At 73.1% G+C, this 25609-nt stretch carries 21 protein-coding genes and 1 tRNA gene; 11 read left to right on the top strand and 11 right to left on the bottom strand.

Going from position 1 to position 25609, the window contains the following annotated elements:
- The first annotated feature begins 19 nt into the window (after positions 1–19).
- Positions 20–922 carry a siderophore-interacting protein gene (locus ACZZ9K_RS03510; RefSeq protein WP_463443333.1) on the top strand — a complete coding sequence of 301 codons (903 nt, stop codon included), beginning with the start codon at positions 20–22 and terminating at the stop codon, positions 920–922.
- Entirely contained in the window at positions 922–1740 is an 819-nt protein-coding gene (locus tag ACZZ9K_RS03505; protein ID WP_463443332.1) for an ABC transporter ATP-binding protein, read from the top strand. The genes ACZZ9K_RS03510 and ACZZ9K_RS03505 overlap by 1 nt, the downstream gene beginning before the upstream one ends.
- Before the next feature lie 656 nt (positions 1741–2396).
- Here the strand turns inward: ACZZ9K_RS03505 and ACZZ9K_RS03500 are convergent.
- From ACZZ9K_RS03500 to ACZZ9K_RS03480, 5 genes are all read right to left on the bottom strand, one after another.
- On the bottom strand, positions 2397–2753 hold the full coding sequence (locus ACZZ9K_RS03500) for a Fe-S oxidoreductase (RefSeq protein ID WP_463443331.1): 357 nt from the start codon (positions 2751–2753) through the stop codon (positions 2397–2399).
- A gap of 2 nt (positions 2754–2755) precedes the next feature.
- On the bottom strand, positions 2756–4159 hold the full coding sequence (locus tag ACZZ9K_RS03495; RefSeq protein WP_027465800.1) for a dihydrolipoyl dehydrogenase family protein: 1404 nt from the start codon (positions 4157–4159) through the stop codon (positions 2756–2758).
- A gap of 55 nt (positions 4160–4214) precedes the next feature.
- Positions 4215–5036 carry an arginase family protein gene (locus ACZZ9K_RS03490; RefSeq protein ID WP_027465799.1) on the bottom strand — a complete coding sequence of 274 codons (822 nt, stop codon included), beginning with the start codon at positions 5034–5036 and terminating at the stop codon, positions 4215–4217.
- Positions 5037–5080: 44 nt separating this feature from the next.
- A complete protein-coding gene (locus ACZZ9K_RS03485; protein ID WP_110859024.1) occupies positions 5081–5806 on the bottom strand; it encodes a PspA/IM30 family protein in 726 nt (241 codons plus the stop codon).
- A gap of 95 nt (positions 5807–5901) precedes the next feature.
- Positions 5902–7851 (bottom strand): TPM domain-containing protein, encoded by a 1950-nt coding sequence (locus tag ACZZ9K_RS03480; RefSeq protein ID WP_463443330.1) that lies wholly within the window; start codon positions 7849–7851, stop codon positions 5902–5904.
- A gap of 284 nt (positions 7852–8135) precedes the next feature.
- On the opposite strand from ACZZ9K_RS03480, the gene ACZZ9K_RS03475 reads away from it, so the two are divergent.
- Together ACZZ9K_RS03475 and ACZZ9K_RS03470 are read left to right on the top strand one after the other, a co-directional pair.
- Entirely contained in the window at positions 8136–8339 is a 204-nt protein-coding gene (locus ACZZ9K_RS03475; RefSeq protein WP_017885770.1) for a hypothetical protein, read from the top strand.
- Between the two features lie 72 nt (positions 8340–8411).
- The gene (locus tag ACZZ9K_RS03470) at positions 8412–8966 is read left to right on the top strand and encodes a 4'-phosphopantetheinyl transferase family protein (protein ID WP_463443329.1); all 555 of its coding nucleotides are present in this window, start codon (positions 8412–8414) and stop codon (positions 8964–8966) included.
- Here ACZZ9K_RS03470 and map read toward each other — a convergent pair.
- The gene (gene map / locus ACZZ9K_RS03465) at positions 8950–9717 is read right to left on the bottom strand and encodes a type I methionyl aminopeptidase (protein WP_463443328.1); all 768 of its coding nucleotides are present in this window, start codon (positions 9715–9717) and stop codon (positions 8950–8952) included. The two genes, ACZZ9K_RS03470 and map, sit on opposite strands and share 17 nt — an antisense overlap.
- Before the next feature lie 32 nt (positions 9718–9749).
- Here map and ACZZ9K_RS03460 point away from each other — a divergent pair, with 32 nt between their 5' ends.
- Positions 9750–10019, top strand: a complete 270-nt coding sequence (locus ACZZ9K_RS03460; protein ID WP_027465796.1) for a helix-turn-helix domain-containing protein — start codon at positions 9750–9752, stop codon at positions 10017–10019.
- Between the two features lie 42 nt (positions 10020–10061).
- Here the strand turns inward: ACZZ9K_RS03460 and ACZZ9K_RS03455 are convergent, their stop codons facing one another.
- The 5 genes from ACZZ9K_RS03455 to ACZZ9K_RS03435 all read right to left on the bottom strand — a co-directional run bounded on the left by ACZZ9K_RS03455 (position 10062) and on the right by ACZZ9K_RS03435 (position 17800).
- Positions 10062–11381: a M1 family metallopeptidase gene (locus ACZZ9K_RS03455; protein WP_463443327.1), complete on the bottom strand. Its 1320-nt coding sequence runs from the start codon at positions 11379–11381 to the stop codon at positions 10062–10064.
- 14 nt (positions 11382–11395) lie between these two features.
- Positions 11396–15292 carry a Pls/PosA family non-ribosomal peptide synthetase gene (locus tag ACZZ9K_RS03450; protein ID WP_463443326.1) on the bottom strand — a complete coding sequence of 1299 codons (3897 nt, stop codon included), beginning with the start codon at positions 15290–15292 and terminating at the stop codon, positions 11396–11398.
- Positions 15293–15336: 44 nt separating this feature from the next.
- Entirely contained in the window at positions 15337–16398 is a 1062-nt protein-coding gene (locus ACZZ9K_RS03445) for a Gfo/Idh/MocA family protein (protein WP_463443325.1), read from the bottom strand.
- A gap of 188 nt (positions 16399–16586) precedes the next feature.
- Positions 16587–16658: transfer RNA gene (locus ACZZ9K_RS03440), tRNA-Arg, on the bottom strand.
- Between the two features lie 566 nt (positions 16659–17224).
- Positions 17225–17800: a hypothetical protein gene (locus ACZZ9K_RS03435; RefSeq protein ID WP_027465794.1), complete on the bottom strand. Its 576-nt coding sequence runs from the start codon at positions 17798–17800 to the stop codon at positions 17225–17227.
- Between the two features lie 59 nt (positions 17801–17859).
- Here ACZZ9K_RS03435 and argS point away from each other — a divergent pair, with 59 nt between their 5' ends.
- The 6 genes from argS to thrB all read left to right on the top strand — a co-directional run bounded on the left by argS (position 17860) and on the right by thrB (position 25464).
- Positions 17860–19530, top strand: a complete 1671-nt coding sequence (gene argS / locus ACZZ9K_RS03430; RefSeq protein WP_056068838.1) for an arginine--tRNA ligase — start codon at positions 17860–17862, stop codon at positions 19528–19530.
- A 144-nt stretch (positions 19531–19674) separates the two neighbouring features.
- Positions 19675–20430: a hypothetical protein gene (locus tag ACZZ9K_RS03425; RefSeq protein ID WP_463443324.1), complete on the top strand. Its 756-nt coding sequence runs from the start codon at positions 19675–19677 to the stop codon at positions 20428–20430.
- A gap of 58 nt (positions 20431–20488) precedes the next feature.
- On the top strand, positions 20489–21910 hold the full coding sequence (gene lysA / locus ACZZ9K_RS03420) for a diaminopimelate decarboxylase (protein WP_463443323.1): 1422 nt from the start codon (positions 20489–20491) through the stop codon (positions 21908–21910).
- Between the two features lie 65 nt (positions 21911–21975).
- Entirely contained in the window at positions 21976–23283 is a 1308-nt protein-coding gene (locus ACZZ9K_RS03415; RefSeq protein ID WP_027465790.1) for a homoserine dehydrogenase, read from the top strand.
- Positions 23284–23368: 85 nt separating this feature from the next.
- The gene (thrC, locus tag ACZZ9K_RS03410; protein WP_027465789.1) at positions 23369–24448 is read left to right on the top strand and encodes a threonine synthase; all 1080 of its coding nucleotides are present in this window, start codon (positions 23369–23371) and stop codon (positions 24446–24448) included.
- Positions 24449–24480: 32 nt separating this feature from the next.
- Positions 24481–25464: a homoserine kinase gene (gene thrB, locus ACZZ9K_RS03405; protein ID WP_301626306.1), complete on the top strand. Its 984-nt coding sequence runs from the start codon at positions 24481–24483 to the stop codon at positions 25462–25464.
- Positions 25465–25609: the final 145 nt, after the last annotated feature.

Raw genomic sequence — 25609 nt, 5'->3', positions numbered from 1 at the left:
GCATGCCATACTCGATTCCGTGGCAACCCGGTATCGCGTCTTCTCCGTCCGCGTGGCCGCCGTCACGTCGCTCACCCCGAACTTCGTCCGGGTGACACTGACGGGCGACGCGCTCGCCGACTTCTCCTCGGTCGGTCTCGACCAGCGGATCAAGATCGTGCTGCCCCTGCCCGGCATCGGCTTCTCCGAACTGCCGGAGGACGAGGACTGGTACGCCGCCTGGCGCGCGCTGCCGGACGAGACCCGCAACCCGCTCCGCACGTACACGGTCCGCTCGTTCCGCCCGGACGCCCGCGAGCTCGACATCGACTTCGTCGCGCACGGCGACACCGGTCCGGCGTCGCGCTGGGTGTCGGCCTGCCGCGTCGGTGACGAGCTGCGCATCGTCGGGCCGCGGGTCCCCGAGTCGCCGGAGGACCTGCCGACCGGGGCCGCCGAGTTCGCTCCCGGGCACGCGAACCGGATCCTGCTCGCCGGGGACGAGACCGCCGCACCGGCCATCTGCGCCATCCTCGAAGCCCTCGACGTCTCGACCGTCGGACACGTCTTCATCGAGGTACCCACCGACGCCGACCGGTTGCCGGTCACCGCGCCCGCCGGGGTCGAGGTCCGCTGGATCGCCCGCAACGGCGCCACCCACGGGGTCCGGATGACCGACCAGGTGCACGCCTGGGCCTCCACCGTCGCGCCGTCGTCCGCCGCCGCGTGCGAGCCGGCCGCCGAGTTCACCGACGTCGACGTCGACGAGCAGGTGCTGTGGGACGTCCCCGCTCCGGTCGACGAGCGCCCCGTGTACGCCTGGATCGCTGGTGAGGCCGGCTGCGTCAAGGAACTCCGCCGCCACCTGGTGCGCGGCGTCGGCATCGACCGCAAGCAGGTCGCGTTCATGGGGTACTGGCGGCACGGCAAGGCCGAGCACTGATGTCGGCCGCGGGCACCGCGCTCGGTCCGGTCCCGACCACCGCGCTGGGGGCCCGCGGGCTGACCCTGGCCTACGACGACCGGGTCGTGGTGGACACGCTCGACGTCGACATCCCCGACGGCGAGCTGACGGTCATCGTCGGGCCCAACGCCTGCGGCAAGTCGACGCTGCTGAAGTCCTTCGCCCGCACCCTGAAGCCGCGAGCCGGCACGGTGTTCCTCGACGGGGCGCCGATCGACTCGTACCGCCCGAAGGCCGTCGCCCGGCGGGTCGGGATGCTCCCGCAGACCCCGATCGCCCCCGACGGCATCACCGTGCGTGACCTCGTGTCCCGGGGCCGGTTCCCGCACCAGGACCTGCTGCACCCGTCCTCCGGGTCCGACCGGCAGGCCGTGCAGGCCGCACTCGAGCAGACCGAGACGGTGGAACTGGCGGACCGGAGCGTCGACGAGCTCTCCGGCGGGCAGCGGCAGCGGGTGTGGATCGCGATGGTGCTCGCGCAGCAGACCGACATCGTGCTGCTCGACGAGCCGACGACGTTCCTCGACATCGCGCACCAGTACGACGTGCTCGAACTGGCCTCGGCGCTGCACGCCGCCGGTCGGACGGTCGTCGCGGTGCTGCACGACCTGAACCAGGCTGCGCGCTACGCCACCCACGTCATCGCGATGCGCGACGGGGCCATCGTCTCGGCGGGGGAGCCGGCATCGGTGCTCACCGCGGACCTCGTCGAGGACGTGTTCGGCCTGCCGTGCGTCGTCGTCCCCGACCCCGAGACCGGCACGCCCCTCGTGGTGCCGCGGCGGCGCGCGGTCTGAGGCGCGGGCGGCGCTGCCGCCGGGCTGCCGCGCTGGGCGGGCCCGCCGCCGAGTGGTCACGACACGTCGTCAGCAGGGCGCCGTGTGGTCACGAATTGTCGGTTGGCGGCGCCGCAGGCGACGGTCTGCGACCGATCGCCGCGCTCCCGGCGGGGTGTTGTGACCGGCGGGTGGGTGCAGTTGGGGTGGGGCGTGGCGGCCGGGAGGCTCGGGGCGGGCCCGCCACGCGCCTCCAGGCCGTCGACTGGTCGCGTTTCGTCGCCTGGCGGGCCTGCCGCCGAGTGGTCACGACACGTCGTGGGCCGGGCGTCGTGTGGTCACGAACTGTCGGCTGGCGGCGCCGCAGGCGACGGTCTGCGACCGCTCGCCGCGCTCAAGGCGGGGTGTTGTGACCGGCAGGCGGGTGCAGTGGGGGTGGGGCGTGGCGGCCGGGAGGCTCGGGGCGGGCCCGCCACGCGCCTCCAGGCCGTCGACTGGTCGCGTTTCGTCGCCTGGCGGGCCTGCCGCCGATTGGTCACGACACGTCGTGGGCCGGGCGTCGTGTGGTCACGAACTGTCGGCTGGCGGCGCCGCAGGCGACGGTCTGCGACCGCTCGCCGCGCTCCCGGCGGGGTGTTGCGACCGACCGCACCGCACCCGCACCGCACCCGCACCCGTCAGCGGTAGCCGCCGTCCTCCAGGCCGGCCTCGGCCTCGAACCGGTTCCGCAACGGGTCCCGCCCGGCGACGGCGTAGAGCAGCGGCATGAGCATCCCGTACCGGCGCCACTGCTCGACGTGCACCCGCTCGTGCCGGAGCACCCGCGGGCCGTCGTTGTCGCGGGTCAGGTACACCGAACCGACGCAGGTGCCGCCGCGCCGGAACACCCAGCGCGGCAGCCCCGTGCAGACCACGAGCCCGTCCTCCACCCGGATCCGCCCGGTCGACAGGGGGACGCCCACGGCGAGCCCGACGGCGGTCGCGAACACCCACCCCGCACGGGACACGGGGGAGTCGAGCAGCGGGTTGCGCACGCTCAGGCCGGGCGGCCGTACGTCTCGAGCAGGCGGAGCCAGATCTCGTTCATCGTCGGGTACGCCGGCACCGCGTGCCACAGGCGGTCGATCGGGACCTCGCCCACGACGGCGACGGTGGCGCCGTGCAGCATCTCGGCGACGTCCTGGCCGACGAAGGTGACGCCCACGACGACCCCGCGGTCCTCGTCGACGACCATCTTCGCGCGGCCCGTGTACCCGTCGGCCTGCAGGGAGGACCCGGCGATCGCACCGAGGTCGTACTCGACCGCGCGGACGTTCAGCCCCTGCTCGCGGGCCTTCGCCTCGGTCAGGCCGACGCTCGCGACCTCGGGGTCGGTGAAGGTGACCTGCGGCGAGGCGGCGTGGTCGGCGGTGGCGACGTGTGCACCCCACGGCTCGGTGTGCAGCGGCGTGCCCTGGTACCGGGCGGCGATCGCCTCGCCGGCGGCCCGCGCCTGGTACTTGCCCTGGTGGGTGAGCAGGACGCGGTGGTTGACGTCACCCACGGCGTACAGCCAGTCCGTGCCGTGCACGAGCATGGTGTCGTCGACGTCGAGCCAGTCACCCGCGGTCAGGCCGACGGTCTCGAGCCCGAGGTCACGCGTGTGGGCGGCGCGGCCGGTGGCGGCGAGCACCTCACTCGTGATGACCGTGGTGCCGTCGTCGAGCTCCGTGGTGACGAGACCGTGCTCGTCGCGGTCGACACGGACCGGGTTGACGCCGGTGCGGACGTCGACGCCGAGTTCGCGCAGGGAGTCGGCAACGAGTTCCCCGGCGAAGGGCTCCATGCCGCCGAGCAGACCGTGCCGGGCGACGAGGGTGACCTTCGCGCCGAGGGACGCCCACGCGGTCGCGAGTTCCGAGCCGGAGACGCCGCCGCCGATGACGAGCAGGCTCTCGGGGACCTGCTGGGCGCTGGTGCCCTCGCGGGTGCCCCACGGCTTCGCCTCGGCGAGACCGGGCACCGGGGGCAGCGTGTGCAGGGAACCGGTGACGACCGCGACGGCGGCGCGCGCGGTGTGCGTCTCGCCGTCGACGTCGATGGTCTTCGGGCCGGTGATGCGGGCGTGCCCGCGGATCAGGTCGATGCCTGCGGACTCGAGCCACGAGACCTGGCTGTCGTCCTTCCAGTCGGAGGTGAACGAGTTGCGGCGGGCGAGGACGTGTGCGGCATCGAGCGTGCCGGTCACGGCCTGCTTCGCACCGTCGAGCCGCTTGGCGGCGGCGAGGGCGTGTCCGCTGCGCAGGAGCGCCTTCGAGGGCATGCACGCCCAGTAGGAGCACTCGCCGCCGACGAGCTCGGCCTCCACGATCGCGACCGAAAGGTCGCGCTTCCTGGCGTAGTCCGCCACGTTCTCGCCGACAGCGCCGGCTCCGATCACGATGAGGTCGTAGTCCGTCATGCTGCCGAGCGTACGCGGACCGGCAGGGGGTCCGCCGGTCGCGTCGTGCCCGTGGTCAGCCCACCCGGGAGGCGCTGGTCACCGCTCCGACGACGCGCAGGATCACGCCGAGGTCGTCCACCGCCCGGTCCGGGTCGACGGGGGCGAATCCGGTGAGCGCGGCGCCGACGAGGCGGCGGCCGCGCGTCGCGGCCTGGATGCGCTCGACGAGCGCTGCACCGTCGAGGCCGAACGGGACGGGTTCGAGGAGTCCGTCGACCTCGGACGGGTCGAGGACGTCGAGGTCGACGTGCACGAAGACCGATGCGGCACCGGTCCGCTCGACTGCGGCGGCGAGGGCGTCCGGGGTGGCGGCGTCGACGTCGAGGTGCACGATCCCGGCCTTGTCGAGGGCGGCCCGTTCGGCATCCTCGACCCCGCGGACCCCGGCAACGACGACCGAGGACGCCGGCACCACGGGCAGGCCGGGGAACAGGTCGTCGGGGCGGTCGACCAGCAGGCGCAGGGCGGCGGTCTCGGCGGCGACGGGCTGGGCTCGGTTGAGTGCGCGGTACCCGCTGGACCCGGAGATGCGGACGAACGCGGTGTCCGGTGCGAGGGCGGCGGTCGCGCCGAGGACACTGGCGCCGTCACCGCCGACGACGAGCACCGGTTCGGTGGCGACGGCGGTTTCCTCGGCGACGCGTTCGGCGACGGCGAGCACCGAGGTGTAGCGGGCGACGGCGGTCTCGAGGCGGTCACCCGCTCCGGCCGGGACGTCGACCACGGTGGTGGACGCCCGGGGGAGGTCGGCCGCGATCGCCGACGCGCCGTCCCCGAGCCGCATCGCGCGCGACGACGCCGAACCCTGCCACTGACCGACCACGAGGAAGTGCATCGTCTCAGTCTGTCAGCTGGGGTCCGGCGTCGTCAGGGCGTTCGTCAGATGCTCGAGGATCCGCCGGACTTCAGCGCGGCGAGCCGTGCCTCGACCTCGGCGTCCTTGCCGACGTCCTCGAGGCTCTCGAACTGGGCGTCGAGGCTGGACGACTGCAGCTCCTGCTGGCCGAGCACCTTCGCCTCTTCGCGGCGGACCTTCTCCTCGAAGCGACCGAGGTCGCTCGTCGGGTCGAGCACGTCGATGTTGCCGAGGGCGTCGTTGACGCGGGACTGCGCCTCGGCGGTCTTCGAGCGGGCGACGAGGTTGTCCCGCTTCGCGCGGAGCTGCTCGAGCTTCTGCTCCATGCCGGCGAGACCGGTCTTGAGCTTCTCGACGGCCTCGTTCTGCGACGCCAGGTTCGGCTCCGCGTCCTTGACCTCCTGCTCGGCGGCGATCTGCTTGCCGATCGCGATCTTGGCGAGGTTGTCGAACTTGTCCGCCTCGGCCGACTTGCCCTCGGAGCGGTACTTGTCGGCGGCGGCGGAGGCGTTGGCGGCCTTCTGGCCCCACTCCACCGCGGCCTTCTTGTCCTCTTCGTGGTCCTGCTCGAGCAGGCGCACGTTGCCGATGGTCTGCGCGATCGCGGTCTTCGCGTCGGCGATGTTGTTCGTGTAGTCGCGGACGAGCTGGTCCAGCATCTTCTGCGGGTCCTCGGCGTCGTCGATGATCTGGTTGATGTTCGCGCGCACGAGGGTGGAGATGCGTCCGAAGATGGTCTGCTTGGCCATTGCTGTTCCCTTTCGTGGAAGTCCTGTGGACGGTGTTGTCGGGTCGGGTCGGGTCGGGTCGTGTCTGGTTCTGGGGACCGGGGGAGTCCGTCGGGTCAGAAGCGGCCGCCGCCGGAGAAGCCGCCGCCGCCGCCCCCACCGCCGCCGCCGCCCCCACCGCCGCCTCCGCCGAAGCCGCCACCGCCGCCGAAGCCCCCGCCGCCTCCGCCGAAGCCGCCGCCCCCGAAGGAGCCGCCGCCGTAGCTGCCGCCGCGACCGCCGAGCAGGCCGCCGAGGACGAGTCCGGTGACGAGGCCGCCGAGCTGGGCACCACCACCGCCTCCGCCCTGGCCGCCACCCCAGCCGCCGAGGTCGTCGTTGGCTGCGTCCATCGCGGCTGCGGCGTACTGCTCGGCCGCGCGGGCGGCGTTGAGTGCCTGGCCGGGGTTGCTCGGGGCGAGCTCGACGGCGTCGTCGTAGGCGCGCTGGGCCTCGGACAGCCGGGTCCGGGCGGTCGGGCCGATGCCGCCGCGGTGCAGGGAGACGTAGTCGCGGGCCTGGCTGATCCGGTTCCGGGCGTCGCGCAGGGCCGCGTCGAGCGCCTGGGTGGCGCGCTGGCGCTGTTCCTCGGCACCCCGTGCCGCGGCGATCGCCTGGTCGATCTCGGTGTTCGCCCGGGTCAGCGCGTCGACGGCCGCCACGGGGTCCTTCGGGTCGAGCCCCTGGCGGAGCACGGCCTCGGCGCGGGTTACCGCGGCGGCGAGGTCCGGGCCGCCCGAGCGCAGGCTGCGGGCGGCGGCGACGTCGCCCTGGATGTCGATGCGCATCGCCTCGGCGCGGGCGGTGGCCTCGTCGAAGGACTGCTCGGCGGCGAGTGCGCCGTCGGTGAGCTGCTGCACCTGGGCGAGCGCGTGCTGGGCGTCGCGCACGGCGACGACCGCCTCGCCCTTGTCGCCGGCGGCGATGGAGGCGGTGGCGGCGTTCGAGCGTTCGGTGGCGAAGGCGAGCACCTGGTGGGCCTGGTCGACGTTGTTCGCCACGGTGGCGAGGGTGCGGCCGGTGTAGCGGGCGCGGACGCGGTCGAGTGCGGCGGCGGCGGCCCCGACCGATGCCGGTGCGGCGGCCACGGCCTGGGCGAGCGACGCGGCTGCGTCCTCGATGCCGTCCTCGAGCGAGCGGAGCTGGTCGAACGCCTCGGTCTGCTCCTCGATCGCGGCGTGGGCCCGTTCGCAGATGACGATGATCTGGTTCGCCCACTCGGCGCGCTGCTGGGGGGTGTCGGGGATCTCGTCGTCGAGTTGCTGCCGGATCGTGAAGGCCTTGCGGACCTCGCGCTGGGCGGCCTGCACGGCGTCGGCGAAGGGCTTGGCGGCGTCCGGGCCGAACTGCGCGCTCGCGAACCCGACCTCTTGCTCGGCGGTGCGGAGTTCGTCGTCGATGGTGACCAGGGCGCCGCCGGCGGTGCGTTCGAGGTCGGCGAGCGAGGCTTCCTGCGCCTTCGTCGCTGCGGCGGTGCGGCGCTTGTTCCGGGTCCGGATGACCAGGACCACGACGATGAGCCCGACGACCACGACGAGCAGCAGGATCCACAGCCAGGTGAGGTCCACCGGGGCCTGCGACTGGGTCAGCCCGTCGGCGAAGGCCACGGCGGCGCCGGACCAGTCGCCCTGCTTGAGCTCGGGGAGCAGCGCGTCGTTGACGGCGTTCTCCACGTCGGACGAGGAGATCGCGGTCTCGTTCGTCTGCTGGACGTCGTAGTTGCGCTCGTCGACCGCGACCGAGAGCAGGATGCCGTCGGTGTCGATCTGGTTCTGCTCCATCACGGCCCGGCCCCACTCGGTGTGGTCGGTGGGGTCGGTGAAGGACGGCACGAACACGACGAACAGCTGCGTCTGGGTCTCGGAGTACAGGTCCTGCACGGCCTGCTCGACCTTCGACTGCTGGGATGCGGTCAGCGCGTCGGCCTCGTCGAGGACGTACGCGCCGTCCAGGTCGACGGGTGCCGTGGCGTGGGCGGTCGCTGCCGGAGCCAGGACGATGAGCATCGCGACCAGGGCCGCCGTCACACGGCTCCACAGCCGCGTTGTCCCCCTGTGCCCGCTCGATCCGTCCGTGCCCGATCCGTGCTGGACCGCTCGCATCCGTCCTCCGTCCGTCGCCGGTCGGTACCCCGCGGCACCGCACCGGACCGCGCCACGAGGGCGCTGTCGCCCGGAGTCTATCCAGGCCACGCAGGGGCACCGCCAGACTCTGGGGGAACGCTCCGGACCGTGCTTCCTGTGGACGTCTTGTCCCCCGTACCGGGGTATGCTGGCGCCACTGTTCGAGGATGAACGGAAGGGGAAGAACGATGGAACGCACCACGAGCACCGAGGTCGTCCCGCTCGAGGACGGCTACCACCGGGTGTCGACTCCGGCGACGGGTGTGATCGGCTTCGTGCGCGAGCACGACGGCCGCTACGAGGTCCTGCGCGGACGAGTTCGCCAGGCGACCCGCTCCGAGGGTCAGTACAGCACCATGAACGTCGCGCTCATCGCGCTGACGCACGCCTGATCCGCTCTGGGCGCGACCACACGACCGACGGGCGCTGCCCGGGTCGGTGGGTCGCGCCTCCAGACCGTCACGGTGACGCTCCGGACGCCGGCTGCTGACCGCGCGGACGACCGGGAGGCCCTGGTCGCCGCCGTCGCGTCGGCGACCGGCGTCGAGCCGGTCGCGGTGCGCGCGGGGCGCGTCTGCCCGCACTGCGCGGGGACCGACCACGGTCGTCCGTGGGCGACCGTCGCGGGCACCGCGGTGGGCGTGAGCCTGGCGCGCGCACCGGGGGTCGTCGCCCTCGCGGTCGGGCCGTCGGCGCTCGGCGTCGACGTTGAACGGGTGTCGCGGGTCGCTGCCGCACCGCTCGACGTCTTCACCCCGGATGAACTCCGTCGCGCCGACGGGGACCCGGCGCTCCTCGCCGCCGCGTGGGCGGCCAAGGAGGCCGTGTTGAAACGCGACGGTCGCGGGCTGCGCGTCGACCCGCTCGCGGTCGAGGTCGACGTTGCCGCCGGAACCGCCCGGTTCGAGGGTGTCGGACAACCGCTCACCGTGCTGTACCCCGCGCCGGACGTGGTGCTCGTCGTCGCGGCGGGTGGCCTGTCCGTCGAGGTGGTCGGGGCGGTCAGCGGGGGAGCGTGAGCACCTCGGCGCCGTCCTCGGTGATCGCGATGGTGTGCTCGGTGTGGGCGGTCCGCGCTCCGGTGGCACTCCGCAGCGTCCACCCGTCGGCGTCGGTGACCAGGACGTCGGTGTCCGCCATCACCCACGGTTCGAGCGCGAGCAGGAGTCCGGGTCGGAGCGTGTAGCCGCGGCCGGGGCGCCCGGTGTTCGACACGTGCGGGTCCTGGTGCATGGTCGAGCCGATGCCGTGTCCGCCGAACTCCACGTTCACCGGGTAGCCCGCGGCTTCGAGGACGGTGCCGATCGCGTGGGACAGGTCACCGATGCGGGCGCCCGGTCCGGCGGCGGCGATGCCCGCGGCCAGCGCGCGTTCGGTGGCGTCGATGAGGGCGAGGTCCTCGGGGCGCGGGGTGCCGACGACGAAGCTGATCGCGGCATCGGCGGCGATGCCGTCCAGGGACACCGCGAGGTCGAGGGTGAGCAGGTCCCCGTCGTGCAGCACCCGGTCGTGCGGCAGCCCGTGCAGCACGGCGTCGTTCACGGCCGTGCAGATGTGGTGGCCGAACGGACCGCGGCCGAACGAGGGCGCGTAGTCGACGTAGCAGGAGTCGGCACCGGCGGCCTCGATCATCTGCTTCGCCCACCGGTCGATCTCGAGCAGGTTCGTGCCGACGCGGGTGCGTTCGCGCAGGGTCTGCAGGATCGTGCCGACGAGGGCTCCGGTGGCGCGGCCCTTGTCGACCTCGGTGGGGGTCAGGATCTCGATCACGCGGATGATCATACCGGTATTACTATGTGGTCATGGTCCGTCTCCCACTCCGCCCCGACGAGGTCGCGCGCGGTCGTCGCCTCGGTGCACTGCTCCGTCGTGCCCGTGGTCCGCGGTCGATCGTGGACACCGCCCTGGCCGCGGGGATCTCGCCGGAGACGCTCCGGAAGATCGAGACCGGCCGCATCGCGACGCCGGCGTTCTCGACGATCGCGTCGGTCGCGGGCGTGGTCGGACTGTCGCTCGACGCGGTGTGGTCCGAGGTCAGCTGCGACCCGGCCGACGGCGAACTGGCCGGCTAGTCGACGCGGCGGCGTCGCGAGCTGGTCGACGCGGCGGCGGAGCTAGCCAGCGGGCAGCGTCGGCACCGACGCCTCGTCGATCCAGGGTCCGGTCACCGCCCGGACGTCCGCGACGGAGCGGCCGGTGGCGTCCGCGAACGCATTGAGCACGTCGGGCACGGTGACGGATCCGTGCCGGTGCCGCTCGGTGATGCTCCGCAGCCCGGTGAAGAAGGCGTCGTCGCCGATCGTGCGGCGGACGGCGTGCAGGGCGAGGGCGCCGCGCTTGTAGACGCGGTCGTCGAACATGTCCTTCGCGCCCGGGTCACCGACCACCAGGTCCTCCGGCTGCTCGAGCAGTCCCTGCCGGTACCGCTCGGCCAGCTGGTCGGCGGTGTCGTCGCCGCGGTCCTCGGACCACAGCCACTCGGCGTAGCAGGCGAACCCCTCGTGCAGCCAGATGTCCTGCCACCGGGTGACCGTGACGGAGTTGCCGAACCACTGGTGGGCGAGCTCGTGGGCGATGAGGCGGTCGGTGCCGTGTTCGCCGTCGACGTGGTTCCGGCCGAACACCGCCAGGCCGTGGGCCTCGAGCGGGATCTCCAGGTCGTCGTCGGTCACCACGACGCCGTACGCCGCGAACGGGTACGGGCCGAACCGGTCACCGAACAGCGCCAGCATCTCCGGCACCTGGCCGAAGTCGGTCTTCGCGGCGGCGGCGAGGTCGGCGGGGTGGTGCAGCGTGACGGGGACCCCGCTCGTGCGCAGCTTCGTGGTGCGGTACCGGCCGATCTGGACGGTCGCCAGGTAGGTCGCCATCGGCTCGGTGGTGGCGTAGGTCCAGCGGGTGCCGACGCGGTCGCGCTCCTTGGCGAGCAGCTCCCCGTTCGCCAGGACGTCGTACGCCGCCTCGGCCGCGATCTCGATCCGGTACGTGGCCTTGTCGTCGGGGCGGTCGTTGCACGGGAACCACGACGGCGCTCCCGTGGGCTGCGCGGCGACGATGACGCCGTCGGACAGTTCTTCCCAGCCGAGCTGCCCCCACGCGCTCCGGACGGGGTGCGGGGTGCCGCGGTACCGCAGGTGCACGCTGAACACGGTGTCGGCGGCGATGGGGTCGGCCGGGGTGACCGTCACCTTGTGGGTCGCGGTCGAGACCTTCTTGGCCCGGCGTCCGTCGACGTCGACCCGGTCGACCGTGAGCCCGTGCAGGTCGATCACGACCCTGTCGAGCGGCTCCAGGGCGCGTGCGGTGATCGTGGCGGTGCCGTCCAGGCGGTTCGTGGCGACGCGGTAGTCGAGACGGAGCTCGTAGTGCTCGGCGCTCCACCGTCGGTCGCCGCTGTGCGGGGTGTACGGGTCTGCGGCGGGATCGGAGGGCACGGGGACAGTCAACCTCATGGCGCCGGTGGGGCGGTCACCGAGGGGGCTGCCGATGTCCACGGAGCGATCGGGTTGCCGGACCAGCGGGAGCCCGTCGGTACCTGCTCGCCCCGCATCACGAGCGAGGACGGCCCGACGGTCGCCCCGGCACCGATGCCGGCCGCCGGCAGGACCACGCTGTGCGGCCCGAGCGTCGCACCCGCGTCGATCCGGACGGTGTCGAGCTGCATCACGCGGTCGTGGAACAGGTGTGTCTGCACGACCGTCCCGCGCGCCACCGACGCCCCGGAGCCGATCGTGACCAGGTCGGCCTCGGGCAGCCAGTACGTCTCGAGCCAGGTGCCGCGGCCGATCGTCGCACCGAGGCTCCGCAGCCAGACGGCCAGCGCGGGGGTGCCGGTGGCCTGCTCGGCGAACCAGGGGCGCGCGACGGTCTCGACGAACGTGTCCTGCACCTCGTTGCGCCACACGAACGACGACCACAGCGGGTGCTCCCGGGCGGTGATCCGGCCGACGAACGCCCACTTCGCGATCGTCGACACCACGGCGGCGACCGCACCGGCGGCGATGAGCACCGGCCCGGCGAGCAGCACCGTCCACCCGATCCCGACGGCCGACCACAGCGCCAGCAGGGCTCCGGCCACGCCGAGCGCGATGGCGGCGGAGACCATCGGGGCCACCAGGCGCAGCAGCTCCCAGCAGCCGCGGGCGACCTTGAGCCGCCTGGACGGGCGGAACGTGCGCGCCTCGTCGAACTCCGTCGCCGCACGCCGCAGCCGCACCGGGGGCGACCCGAGCCACGACGACCCGCGCTTGGCCTTCTTCGGCACCGCGGACAGCACCGCCACCAGGGCCTCACGTGGCACCGAGCGTCCGGCGCCCGTCATCCCGCTGTTGCCGAGGAACGCCCGACGGCCGACCTTCGAACGACCGATCCGCACCCGACCGCCGCCGAGCTCGTACGTCGCCACCATCGTGTCGTCGGCCAGGAACGCCCCCGACGCGATCTGCGTCAACGCCGGGATGAGCAGCACCGTCGAGATCTCGGTGTCCCGACCGACCCGGGCACCGAGCAGCCGCAGCCACACCGGCGTCACGAGCGAGGCGTACAGCGGGAACAGCAGGGTGCGCGCCGCGTCGAGCACCCGCTCGGTCGACCACACCTGCCAGCCGATCCGGGAGCGCACCGGGTGCCGCCCCTCGTGCAGGCCGATGCCGAGCAGCCGCACCGCGACCACCACCAGCAGCGCGTACACCGCACCGGCGACGACCGTCGCCAGGGGGACCGTCACCAGCGCACGGAGCACCGCGTCGCCCAGGGTCGACGCACGCCCGACCAGGGCGAGGGCGACCAGCAGTCCGACCGCGACACCGGCCACCGGCAACCCGGCCACGGCCAGGGACCCGGCCCCGTACGCGAGCAGCCAGCGTCGACGGGTCGCGGGACGGGCCTCCCGGTCGTCACGAGCCGACCCGGTGCGCTCCGCCGGCGCCCCCGCCCAGCGTTCGCCAGCGGGCACCGTGCCGCCGACGGCGGAACCCGCCGTGATCTCGGCACCCGCACCGACGTGCGCCCCCGGCAGCAGCGTCGTCCGGCTGCGCACCACGGCGTCCTCGTCGACACGGACGTGCCCCAGGTGGAACACGTCGCCGTCGAGCCAGTGCCCGGCCAGGTCGACCTCGGGCTCGATCGACGCACGCTTGCCGATCGTGAGCATCCCCGTCACCGGCGGCAACGTGTGCAGGTCGACGTCCCTGCCGATCCGCGCACCGAGCGCCCGGGCGTAGTAGCTGATCCACGGGGCACCCGCCGTCGAGGGGCCGTCGACCGCCTCGGCGATGCGCTCGGCCAACCACACCCGCAGGTGCACCGAACCACCGCGGGGGTACGACCCCGGCCGGACCCCGGCGAGCAGCAGCCGCGCCAGCACCACCGTCAGCGCCATCTTGCCGATCGGCGTCACGAACACCAGGAGCGCCAGCACCAGCACCGGCCAGGGCAGCACCGGCAGGAACGGCAGCGTCGTCGCGTGCAGCACCGCAGCCACCAGGGCCGTCCACGTCAGCACCCGCAACCCCCGGAGCACCTGCACCGGCAGCCCGAGCAGCGTCATCAGCAACCCCGTCGCCGGCGGCACCGGCGTGACGTCACGCGACGACGCCTCGACCGGGCCGGACTCGTCCAGCGCCGCCGCCAACGCCCCGATCCGCGGGTGGTCGTACACGTCCGCCACCGTCGTCGTCGGGAACCGCTCGCGGATGGCCGACACCAGCTGCGCCGCCGTCAACGACCCACCGCCGTGCGCGAAGAAGTCGTCGTCGACGCTCGCCACCGGCACCCCCAGGATCGCCGACCACCGCTCGGCGATCCACGCCACCGTGTCCGGCAGCATCGCCGCGTCCGAGGCCCCCGGCAACGGCCACGGCAGCGCGGCACGGTCGACCTTGCCCGACGTCCGCGTCGGCAGCGACTCCACCACGGCCACCAATGGCACCAGTGCCGCCGGCAGCTCCTGCCGCAACCGGGCGTTCGCCGCAGCCACGTCCACCGTCGCCCCGGCCACCGGGGCCACGTACCCGACCAGCACCTGGTTGCCCGCCGGGGTCCGCTGCACCACCGCGGCACCACCCGCCACGTCGTCCAGGGCCTGCAGCGCCGCATCGATCTCGCCGAGCTCGATCCGCCGGCCACCGAGCTTCACCTGGTCGTCCGCACGCCCCTGGAACACCAGCCCCTCGGGCTCGTACCGCACCAGGTCCCCGCTCCGGTACGCCCGCTCCCACCCGAGCTCCGGGAACGGCGCGTACTTCTCCGCGTCCTTCGCCGGGTCGAGGTACCGCCCCAGCCCGACCCCGCCGATCACGAGCTCACCGACGCCGCCCGGCTCCACCCGCTGTCCGGCACCGTCCACCACAGCAAGGTCCCACCCGTCCAGCGGCAACCCGATCCGGATCGGCTGGCTCCCGTCGAGCAGGGACCCGCACGCCACCACCGTCGCCTCGGTCGGCCCGTACGTGTTCCACACCTCACGGTCACGACTCGCGATGCGCGCCGCCAACTCCGGCGGGCACGCCTCACCACCGAAGATCACCAGCCGCACCTGCTCCAGCGCATCGTCAGGCCACAACGCCGCCAGCGTCGGCACCGTCGACACCACCGTGATCGTGTGCGCGATGAGCCACGGCCCCAGGTCCACCCCCGTCCGCACCAACGACCGGGGCGCCGGCACCAACGCGGCACCGTGCCCCCACGCCAACCACATCTCCTCGCACGACGCGTCGAACGCCACGCTCAGCCCCGCCAGCACCCGGTCACCCGGACCGATCGGCGCCGCCTGCAGGAACATCCGCGCCTCGGCGTCCACGAACGCCGCAGCACTGCGGTGCGTGACCGCCACTCCCTTCGGCACCCCGGTCGACCCGGACGTGAAGATGATCCACGCGTCGTCGGTCTCGCGGGGGAGTTCGGCGCTCGCCGCAGGGTCCGTCACCGGCAGCTCGACGCCGGCACGGTCACGCAGGACGCCGCCCGCGCCGATCACCCCGACGACACCGGCCTCGCCGAACACCAGGGTGGCGCGCTCCTCGGGGTCGTCGGCGTCGACCGGCACGTACGCGGCTCCGGCGGCGAGGACGGCGAGGATCGACAGGTACAGGTCGCGCCCGCCGGAGGGGATCCGCACACCGACCCGGTCGCCCCGTCGGACACCGCGGCGGGCCAGGTCGTCGGCCCGCGCGCGCACGAGGTCGAGCAGGGCGGCGTAGTCGACACTGCCGGCGGGGTCCTCGAGGGCGGTCGCGTCCGGGTGGGTCGCCGCGGTCGCCGCCAGGACGTCGAACAGGGTCCGTGGGGCGGGTGCGTCGCCGCCGCGGGCGAGTTCGAGCTGCGCGTTCCCGGTGCCGATGGTCATCGAGGCCTCTTCCCGGTCGCGTGCGGGACGACCGGCCCGCGATCCTAGAGGGTCGAGGTGTCCTGCTCGGGAACGGACGGTGCTGCACCGGCCGCCTCGAGCCCCGCACGAGCCGCGTCGAGCGCTGCCGCGATCCCGATCGAGTCGTCCAGCGAGTGCACCGGGGACTCCGTGCGGCCATCAGCCACGTACTGCGCGAGCGCCGCCGCCTGCCACACGAGTCCCTGACGGCCCCGCAGCCCCGTCGGCTCCTCCCAGTGGTCCTCCCCACCCGGGCGGTGCACCGCGAACGACGCGGGGAAGACGAAGTGGTCGGTGTACCGGACCGTGGCCCGGCTCCCGGCGATCACCGCCAGCCCCGGCGTCCACGCCGTCATCGACGTGGTCACCACCGACTGCGCGCCACCCTCCGCCGTCGACACCGTGACGGACTGGAGGTCCACCCCGCGATCCGAGACCGCCCCCGTCGTGCTGCTGGTCACCGGGGCGCCGGTGGCGAAGCGTGCGAACCAGTGCCCGTACACACCGGCGTCGAGGAGGGCACCCCCACCGGCGGCGGGGTCGAACATCCGGTCCGCCGGGTCCGGGTCGTGCGGCCACCCGACGTCGACCGTCGCGAGCCGGACGTCGCCGAGGACCCCGTCCGCGAGCAGACGGGCGACGACGGTGGTGCCCGGCAGGTACCGGGTCCACATCGCCTCCATCGCGAGGACGCCCGTGGCCCGTGCGGCGTCGGCGAGGGTGCGGGTGTCCGCCGCCGAGGTCGTCATCGGCTTCTCGACGAGCACGTGCTTGCCGGCGGCGATCGCGAGCAGTGCGTGCCCGAGGTGCTGCGGGTGCGGCGAGGCGACGTAGACCACGTCGACGGCGGGGTCCGCAACGAGGGCCTCGTACGAGCCGTGCACCCCCGGCACGCCGTGGCGGGCGGCGAAGGCCGCGGCACGCTCGGGGGAGCGGGAGCCCACGGCGATGACGCGCTGGTCGGAGTTCGCGTGCAGCGTCGTCGTGAAGTCGTTCGCGATCTCCCCGGGACCGATCACACCCCACCGCAGCACGGGTCCGCCCCGCAGTGCGTGGACTCCGGGTACCGGGAACGTCATCGTCATGCCCGAACGCTACCGGGCAGGCGCGTTGCACGCCGCGCTGTCCGTCCTGCTGCTCACCCTCGAGGCACCCAGCCGCGAGACCGGCGAAGAACCCGGAGGAGCCTCAACGGGAGAAGGTCGCCGCAGGCGACATCGCGCGCAGCTGACTGAGCGAAGCGAAGACAACTGCTTGCGCGGAAATGTGACTGTGCCCCCAGGAGGATTCGAACCTCCGCCCCTGCCTCCGGAGGGCAGTGCTCTATCCCCTGAGCTATGGGGGCCAAGGGGTGTCAACAACCGTAGCAGGTCCGGCGGGTGGTCCTGGACAGCGCGTGTCGCGCCGTGGACGTCACGACGGACGGCTTGGAGGCGCGGTGCGGGCCTGCCACGGGCCTCCCGTCCGCACCGTGCGTCCGTCGCGAGCCGGTGCGAGGTTCCGTGTCCCGTGCGGCGCGAGGAGCGGGCACCGCGCGCGCAACCTCGCACCGGACGGCGGCCTCGCACCGTGCGTGGTCGCCGCCGGCCGGGAGGCGCGGTGCGGGCCTGCCACGGGCCTCCCGGCCGCACCGTGCGTCCGTCGCGAGCCGGTGCGAGGTTCCGTGTCCCGTGCGGCGCGAGGAGCGGGCACCGCGCGCGCAACCTCGCACCGGACGGCGGCCTCGCACCGTGCGTGGTCGCCGCCGGCCGGGAGGCGCGGTGCGGGCCTGCCACGGGCCTCCCGGCCGCACCGTGCGTCCGTCGTGATCCCGTGCGAGGTTCCGTGTCCCGTGCGGCGCGAGGAGCGGGCACCGCGCGCGCAACCTCGCACCGGACGGCGGCCTCGCACCGTGCGCGGCCGCAGCGCGGGTCAGCCCGCGGGCGTGGCCGTGGCCGACGCGGACGGCTGCAGCGCGGCCCGCACCGCGTCGACGACGGGCTGCGCCCCGCCCGGCTCGGTGAACAGCGTCGACTGCGCGGTGATCCAGTACGGGTCGGCGAAGGCATCCGCGCGGCCGACGTCGCCGCTCAGGGCGAAGTACCCCTCCACGCGGTAGGTGGGGACGGACCCGCCCCGCTCGTACAGAGCGTCCTTCAGGTTGGTGAGCGACTTCTCAGGCAGGTCGGCGACCGCGAGCGTGATCGCCGTGGCGTCCGCGTCGGTGCTGACGAACCGGCACACGCGACCCTGCTGCTTCGCGATGGTCGCAGCGGGGGAGCCCTTCGCCGGGGTGAAGGAGTCGTCGAGCTCGAAGGTCTGCCCGTACACGGACAGCGCGCTGGTCGGCAGGAGCTCCGCGCAGGTCTCGGACACCGGCTTGCCCGCCGGGGTCGCGGTGGCCGACGGGGTGCTGTCCCCGCCTCCCGAGCACCCGGCGAGCACGACGGCTGCTGCGGTGGTGAGGGTGGCGACGGTGAGCGCCCGGGCACGGCTGCGGGGGGTCATCCCGACATGATGCTGCATCGACCGGTGCGGACCTGGGCGTCCCGGTAGGATCGGTCCTCGTGACTCCTGCCGAACTCTCCGCCGCGTACCTGTCGATCCTGACCGGGATCGTCGAGCGCCGAGGCGCGTCCGAGACCGTGACGATCGAGGAGTCCCACGTGGTGCTCGAGCGTCCGAAGAACCGCGCCCACGGCGACTGGGCCTCGAACGCCGCCATGCAGCTCGCGAAGCGGCTCGGCACGAACCCGCGCGAGCTCGCGACCGAGATCGCCGGCGAGCTGACCGAGCTCGACGGTGTGGACTCGGTCGACGTCGCCGGCCCCGGCTTCATCAACATCACGCTCGAGGCCGCCGCCGCGGGTGAGATCGCGCGCACCATCGTGGACGGTGGCGAGTCCTTCGGCACCGGCGACCTGTACGACGGCGTCCGGATCAACCTGGAGTTCGTCTCCGCCAACCCCACCGGGCCGATCCACATGGGCGGCGTCCGCTGGGCCGCAGTCGGCGACAGCCTGGCCCGCGTGTTCCAGGCGCAGGGCGGACTCGTCACCCGCGAGTACTACTTCAACGACCACGGCGCGCAGATCGACCGCTTCGCCCGCTCCCTCGTCGCCAGCGCACTCGGTGAGCCCACGCCCGAGGACGGCTACGGCGGCGCCTACATCGCCGAGATCGCGGCACGGGTCATCGCGACCCTCGAGCCGGGCATCGACGTCCGCGACCTGCCGCGCGACGAGGCGCAGGAGCTCTTCCGTCGCGAGGGCGTGGACTTCATGTTCGCGGACATCAAGTCGTCGCTGCACGACTTCGGCGTCGACTTCGACGTCTACTTCCACGAGAACGCCCTGCACGAGTCGAAGGCCGTCGAGCGTGCCATCGCCCGACTGCGGTCGGCCGGCGTGATGTACGAGGCCGAGGGCGCCGAGTGGCTCCGTACGACCGACTTCGGCGACGACCGCGACCGCGTCGTCATCAAGTCGGACGGTGAACCGGCGTACATCGCCGGCGACCTGGCGTACTACCTCGACAAGCGCGAGCGCGGGTTCGAGCGGAACCTGATCATGCTCGGCGCCGACCACCACGGCTACGTCGGCCGGATGATGGCGATGTGCGCCGCGTTCGGGGACGAGCCGGGCAAGAACCTCGAGATCCTGATCGGGCAGATGGTCAACCTGCTCAAGGACGGCGAGCCGATGCGCATGTCGAAGCGCAACGGCACCATCGTCACGATGGAGGACCTCGTCGACGCCGTCGGTGTCGACGCCGGCCGGTACGCCCTGGTCCGGTTCGCCAGCGACACCGCGATCGACATCGACCTCGACCTGCTCACCAAGCGCACGAACGACAACCCCGTCTTCTACGTGCAGTACGCCCACGCCCGCACGCAGTCGGTGGCCCGGAACGCCGCGGCGGCCGGGGTCGACCGGTCCGTGTTCGACGCCTCGCTGCTGACCCACGAGTCCGAGAGCGCGCTGCTCGGAGCCCTCGCCGAGTACCCGCGGGTGGTCCGGCACGCCGCCGAGCTGCGCGAGCCGCACCGCATCGCGCGGTACATCGAGCAGCTGGCCGGCCTGTACCACCGCTGGTACGACTCCTGCCGTGTCACGCCCCTCGGTGACGAGCCCGTGACCGACCTGCACCGCACGCGCCTGTGGCTGAACGACGCCACCGGGCAGGTCGTCCGCAACGGCCTCGGCCTGCTCGGCGTTTCGGCGCCGTCCCGCATGTAGCGGCACTCCTTCCGCAAAACACCGGTGTTCGTCGCGCACCGAACACCCGCATTCCGCGGTGTCGAGCGCGAACACCGGTGTTTTGCATCCCGGCCGCAGCTGGGCCGCAGCTGGGCCGCAGACCGGACTGGCAGGGTAGGACGCATGCCCGCAGCCACCGAACGCCCCACCACGCGCCGCCGCTGGCCCGTCGTCCTGCTCGTGGTCGTCGTCGTGCTCGCCGCCCTCGTCGTGCTCGCCGAGTTCGTGCTGCGCGGCGTCGTCGACCGGATCATCGCCCAGCAGGTCGAGCAGTCGCTGCCCGACGGCACGACCGGCGAGGTCGCGGCCCACGCCGAGGGCATCGTCATCCCGCAGCTCATCAGCGGCACGCTCGACCGCGTCGAGATCTCCTCGGCGAAGCTCACGGTCGACGGCATCCCGCTCGCCGCCGACGTCACCGCGCAGGACGTCCCGGTGGACGGCAAGGGCGACGTCCGCGACGTCGACGGCACGGTCACCCTGGCGTCGTCGAGCGTCAAGGACCTGGCGAAGTACAGCCCGCTGTTCGACCGGCTGAACCTGGTCGACGGCGGCGTCGAACTGACGGGGTCGTCGTCGGTGCTCGGCTACGACATCACCTACGCCGCCAAGGGGGCCGTCGTCGCGCAGGACGACGGCCGCGGAATCACCATCACCCCGGAGAGCGTCCGGATCACGAACTCCGACCTCGGCCTCAAGGTCGACTCGATCCCGGGCGTCACCGGCGTCCCGGTGCAGGTCTGCACCGCGCAGTTCCTGCCCGAGGCGCTCCGGGTGCGCTCGCTCGACGTGTCGAAGTCGGACGCGACGGTCCGGATCACCGCGGACGCGCTGCCGCTCAACGAGGACGGCCTGCGGACCGTCGGCAGCTGCGGCTGAGCGGACGGGTGCGTAACGCGGCCTGGAGGAACGGCTCGCGTCGGTAGGATCGGGTCCCGTGAGCGAGAACCCCCTTGCACCGCCGCGGCTGCGGTTCCCGACGGACGCCTCCGAACTGGTGGACCGCATCTGGCCCGCGTCCGCGACGCGGACCGACGACGGCACCCTGGCGATCGGCGGCATCAGCGCGACGGACCTGGTGGCGCAGTTCGGCACGCCCCTGTACGTCGTCGACGAGCGTGACGTCCAGTCCCGTACCGTCCGTGTGCGGAACGCGTTCGCCGAGGCGTTCGAGCGCATCGGCAGCCACGCGCACGTCTACTACGCCGGCAAGGCCTTCCTGACGACGCAGGTCGTGGCGTGGATGGCCGAGGCCGACCTGCGCGTGGACGTCTGCACCGCCGGTGAGCTCGCGGTCGCCCTGGCCGGCGGCATCGACCCCGGTCGGCTCGGCTTCCACGGCAACGACAAGTCCGACGCCGAGATCACCCGCGCGGTCGAGGTCGGCATCGGCACGATCGTGCTCGACAGCCACGAAGAGGTGCAGCGCGTCGCCCGTGCCGCCGCCGACGCCGGGGTCGTGCAGCGCGTGCGCATCCGGATCAACACCGGCGTGCACGCGTCCACCCACGAGTACCTGGCGACCGCTCGCGAGGACCAGAAGTTCGGCATCCCGCTGTCCGAGGCCGTCGAGGCCGCGGCAGCCGTCCGCGCCGAGCCCTCGCTCGCCTTCGTCGGGCTGCACTCGCACATCGGTTCGCAGATCTTCGACGACGCCGGCTTCCGCGAGGCCGCACGCCGACTGATGGACGTGCACGCGACGCTCGTGGCCTCCGGTCCGGTGCCCGAGCTGAACCTCGGCGGCGGCTGGGGGATCGACTACACGGAGGCCGACTCGGCCTTCGCCCCCGAGGACATCGCCGACGCACTGGCCACGATCATCGGCGAGGCCTGCGCCGAGCGCGGCATCCCGGTGCCGGACATCGCCGTCGAGCCGGGCCGCTACATCATCGGCCCGCCCGGGGTGACGCTCTACCGCGTCGGCACGATCAAGCCGGTCACGCTCGAGACCGACGACGGCGGCAGCGCGACCCGCACGTACGTCTCGGTCGACGGCGGGATGAGCGACAACATCCGTCCCGCCCTGTACGGCGCCGACTACACGGCCCGGCTCGCCCGCACCTCCGACGCCCCGGCGGTGCTGAGCCGCGTCGTCGGCAAGCACTGCGAGAGCGGCGACGTCGTGGTGGACGACGAGTACCTGCCCGGCGACGTGCAGCGCGGCGACCTGCTGGCCGTCGCGGCCACCGGTGCCTACTGCTGGGCGCTGTCGAGCAACTACAACCACGTGGGCCGCCCGCCGGTCGTCGCCGTCGCGGACGGCGCAGCCCGTATCCTCGTGCGGGGCGAGACGATCGACGACCTCCTCGCCCGTGACACCGGGGTCGCCGCCGTGCCCGCCGACGGCACCGGCCGCTGACCCCCGACCCGACCGGGTCCGCCCACCCCGCAGGGCGCACCCCCACCGACAGGAACCGCTACCAGATGATCGAATACCGCAACGTCCGTGTCGCGCTGCTCGGGGCCGGCTCGGTCGGTTCCCAGGTCGCGCGACTGCTCCTCGAGCACGGCGACGAGCTGGCCTCGCGCGCCGGTGCCGGGCTGGAGCTGGTCGGGATCGCCGTGCGCGACGTGGACGCGCAGCGCGACGTCGACCTGCCGGCGGAGCTCTTCACCACGGACGCTGCATCGCTCATCCTCGGCGCGGACATCGTCGTCGAGCTCATCGGCGGCATCGAGCCCGCGCGCACCCTGGTGCTCCAGGCCCTGCAGTCGGGCGCGGACGTCGTCACCGGCAACAAGGCGCTGCTCGCGACCCACGGCCCGGAGCTCTTCGCCGCGGCCGAGCAGGTCGGCGCGCAGCTCTACTACGAGGCCGCCGTGGCCGGGGCGATCCCGATCATCCGTCCGCTGCACGACTCGCTCGCCGGCGACCGCATCGTCCGGATCATGGGCATCGTCAACGGCACCACGAACTTCATCCTCGACCTGATGGACCGCAAGGGCTCCACGTTCGAGGACGCACTGGCCACCGCGACGGAGCTCGGGTACGCCGAGGCCGACCCGACCGCCGACGTCGAGGGCTACGACGCCGCGCAGAAGGCCGCGATCCTGGCCTCGCTGGCGTTCCACACCTCGGTGCCGCTCGCCGCCGTGCACCGCGAGGGCATCACCCACGTGACGATCGACCAGGTCCGCGCCGCCCGCAAGGCCGGCTACGTCGTGAAGATCCTGGCGACCGCCGAGCGTCTGACCGACGAGGACGGCCGCGAGGGCGTCAGCGCCCGCGTCTACCCGGCCCTCGTGCCCGAGTCGCACCCGCTCGCGAGCGTGCACGGTGCGAAGAACGCCGTGTTCGTCGAGGCCGAGGCCGCCGGTGACCTGATGTTCTACGGCGCGGGTGCCGGTGGCGTCGAGACGGCCTCGGCGGTCCTCGGCGACCTGGTCTCCGCGGCCCGTCGGCACGTCATCGGCGGTCCGGGGGTCGCCGAGTCGACGCAGTCCGAGCTGCCGGTGTTCCCGATCGGCACCGTCCGCACGAGCTACCAGATCACCCTGCACGTCACGGACGCCCCCGGCGTGCTGTCGACGGTCGCCGGCGTGCTCGCGAAGCACGGCGTCAGCGTCGAGACGGTCGAGCAGACCACCACCGGCGCAGCCGAGGGGACCGCGACGCTCGTCATCGGCACCCACCTGGCGCGTGAGGCCGACCTGGCGGACACCGTCGTCGCCCTCCGCGGCGAGGACGTCGTCCTGGACGTCACCAGCGTCCTGCGCGTCGTCGGTCGCTGACGCGACCACGGGCCTCCAGGCCGACCAGCAGGCCCACCGAGCCGAACCACCACCAGATCCACCCCACCGGACAGAGAGAAGCCTGATGGCCCACCAGTGGCAGGGAGTCCTGCGCGAGTACGCCGACCGACTCGACGTGACCGAGGCGACGCCCATCGTCACGCTGGGAGAGGGCGGCACGCCGCTCATCCCGGCTCGTCGGCTCTCCGAGCGCACCGGCGCCGAGGTCTACGTGAAGTTCGAGGGCATGAACCCGACGGGTTCGTTCAAGGACCGCGGCATGACGATGGCGATCTCGAAGGCCGTCGAGCACGGCGCGAAGGCCGTCATCTGCGCCTCGACCGGCAACACCAGCGCCTCGGCCGCCGCGTACGCCACGCACGCCGGCATCACCGCTGCGGTGCTCGTGCCCGAGGGCAAGATCGCCATGGGCAAGCTCAGCCAGGCCGTCGCCCACGACGCCCAGCTGCTGCAGGTGCAGGGCAACTTCGACGACTGCCTCGACATCGCCCGCGACCTGGCGGCGAACTACCCGGTGCACCTCGTCAACTCCGTCAACAACGACCGTATCGAGGGGCAGAAGACCGCCGCGTTCGAGGTCGTCGACGTCCTCGGCGACGCACCGGACTTCCACTTCCTGCCCGTCGGCAACGCGGGCAACTACACCGCGTACTCGCGCGGCTACCGCGAGGACGTCGCCGCCGGCCGCAGCACCAAGCTGCCCCGCATGTTCGGGTTCCAGGCCGCCGGTTCCGCCCCGATCGTGCACGGCGAGGTCGTCCGGCACCCCGACACCATCGCGTCGGCGATCCGCATCGGCAACCCGGCCTCGTGGCAGTTCGCGCTCGAGGCGCAGCAGGAGACCGACGGTTACTTCGGTGCCATCACCGACGAGGCCATCCTCGCGGCACACCGCATCCTGTCGGCCGAGGTCGGCGTGTTCGTCGAGCCCGCATCGGCCATCGGTGTCGCCGGGCTGCTCGAGCGTGCCGACGCCGGTGTCGTGCCGAAGGGCGCGAAGGTCGTCATCACGGTCACGGGCCACGGCCTGAAGGACCCGCAGTGGGCCCTCCGCACGCCGGACGGCGGCGAGGTCACCCCGACGAGCGTGCCGGTCGACACGAAGTCGATCGCCGACGTGCTCGGTCTGGTCAGCGAACAGTGATCTCCGACCGCTCGTCCGGACCGGGTGAGGGCATGACCGCCCGCAGTGCTGTACCGGCCGGACGGGCGGTCCGTGCGCTGCCGACCGGATCGGCGGTGCGCGTCCGGGTGCCGGCCACGTCGGCGAACCTCGGCCCCGGCTTCGACTCGCTCGGTCTCGCGCTCTCGCTCTACGACGAGGTCGTGGTGCGCGTGCGCCGCGAACCCGGCGCGACCGTCACCGTCGAGGGCGTCGGTGCCGGCGAGGTCGCCACGGACGACACGAACCTCGTCGTCCGCGCGGTCCGCCGTGGCCTGGAGCACGCCGGTGTCGACCAGCCCGGACTCGAGCTGCACGCCACGAACGCGATCCCGCACGGCCGGGGTCTCGGTTCCTCCGCCGCGGCGATCGTCGCCGGGCTGATGGCTGCCCGCGGGCTGCTCGAGGGCATCGTCGACCTGGGCGCCTCGACGCTCCTGACCCTGGCCACCGAGATGGAGGGCCACCCGGACAACGTCGCGCCGGCGCTCTTCGGCGGCCTGACGATCGCGTGGATGACCGCAGAGGGCCCGGCCTACAAGCGGCTCCTGGTGCACCGCGGTGTCGCCCCGGTGGTGTTCGTGCCGACCTCGACGCTCTCGACCAAGCTCGCGCGCTCCCTGCAGCCCGAGCAGGTCCCGCACGCCGACGCCGCGTTCAACGTCTCCCGCTCGGCGCTGCTCGTCGCGGCCCTCATCCAGAGCCCCGAGCTGCTGCTCGCCGCGACCGAGGACCGGCTGCACCAGGCGTACCGCGCCAGCGCCATGCCCGAGACCGACGCCCTGATCCGGTTGCTCCGGCAGCACGGCCTCGCCGCGGTGGTCTCCGGTGCCGGGCCGAGTCTGCTCGTCCTCGGCAGCGACCCGGCACAGCGCCTGACCGCCGCCGAACTGGTGCAGCGACACGCCGAATCCGACTGGCGGCCGCTCATGCTGGCCGTCGATCTCGGTGGTGCTACAGTGGCAGCGCACTCGGCGCTCGAAGCCGAACCCGCGTAACCGTACGGATCGCTCGTCCTCAGGACAGCTCCTGCGACGTCGCAGGGTCCGGTGCGCGAGTGTGCATCTCTTTCTGATCACCGAATCCCGATCCGTCGTCTGAACGGCGGTCGATGCTCACCTGCATCCGGGACGGTGGAAACTC

This window comes from Curtobacterium sp. AC268 (assembly GCF_979258745.1).
Note: the sequence above shows the minus strand (reverse complement) of the source record. Positions and strands in the feature narration are given on the sequence as shown.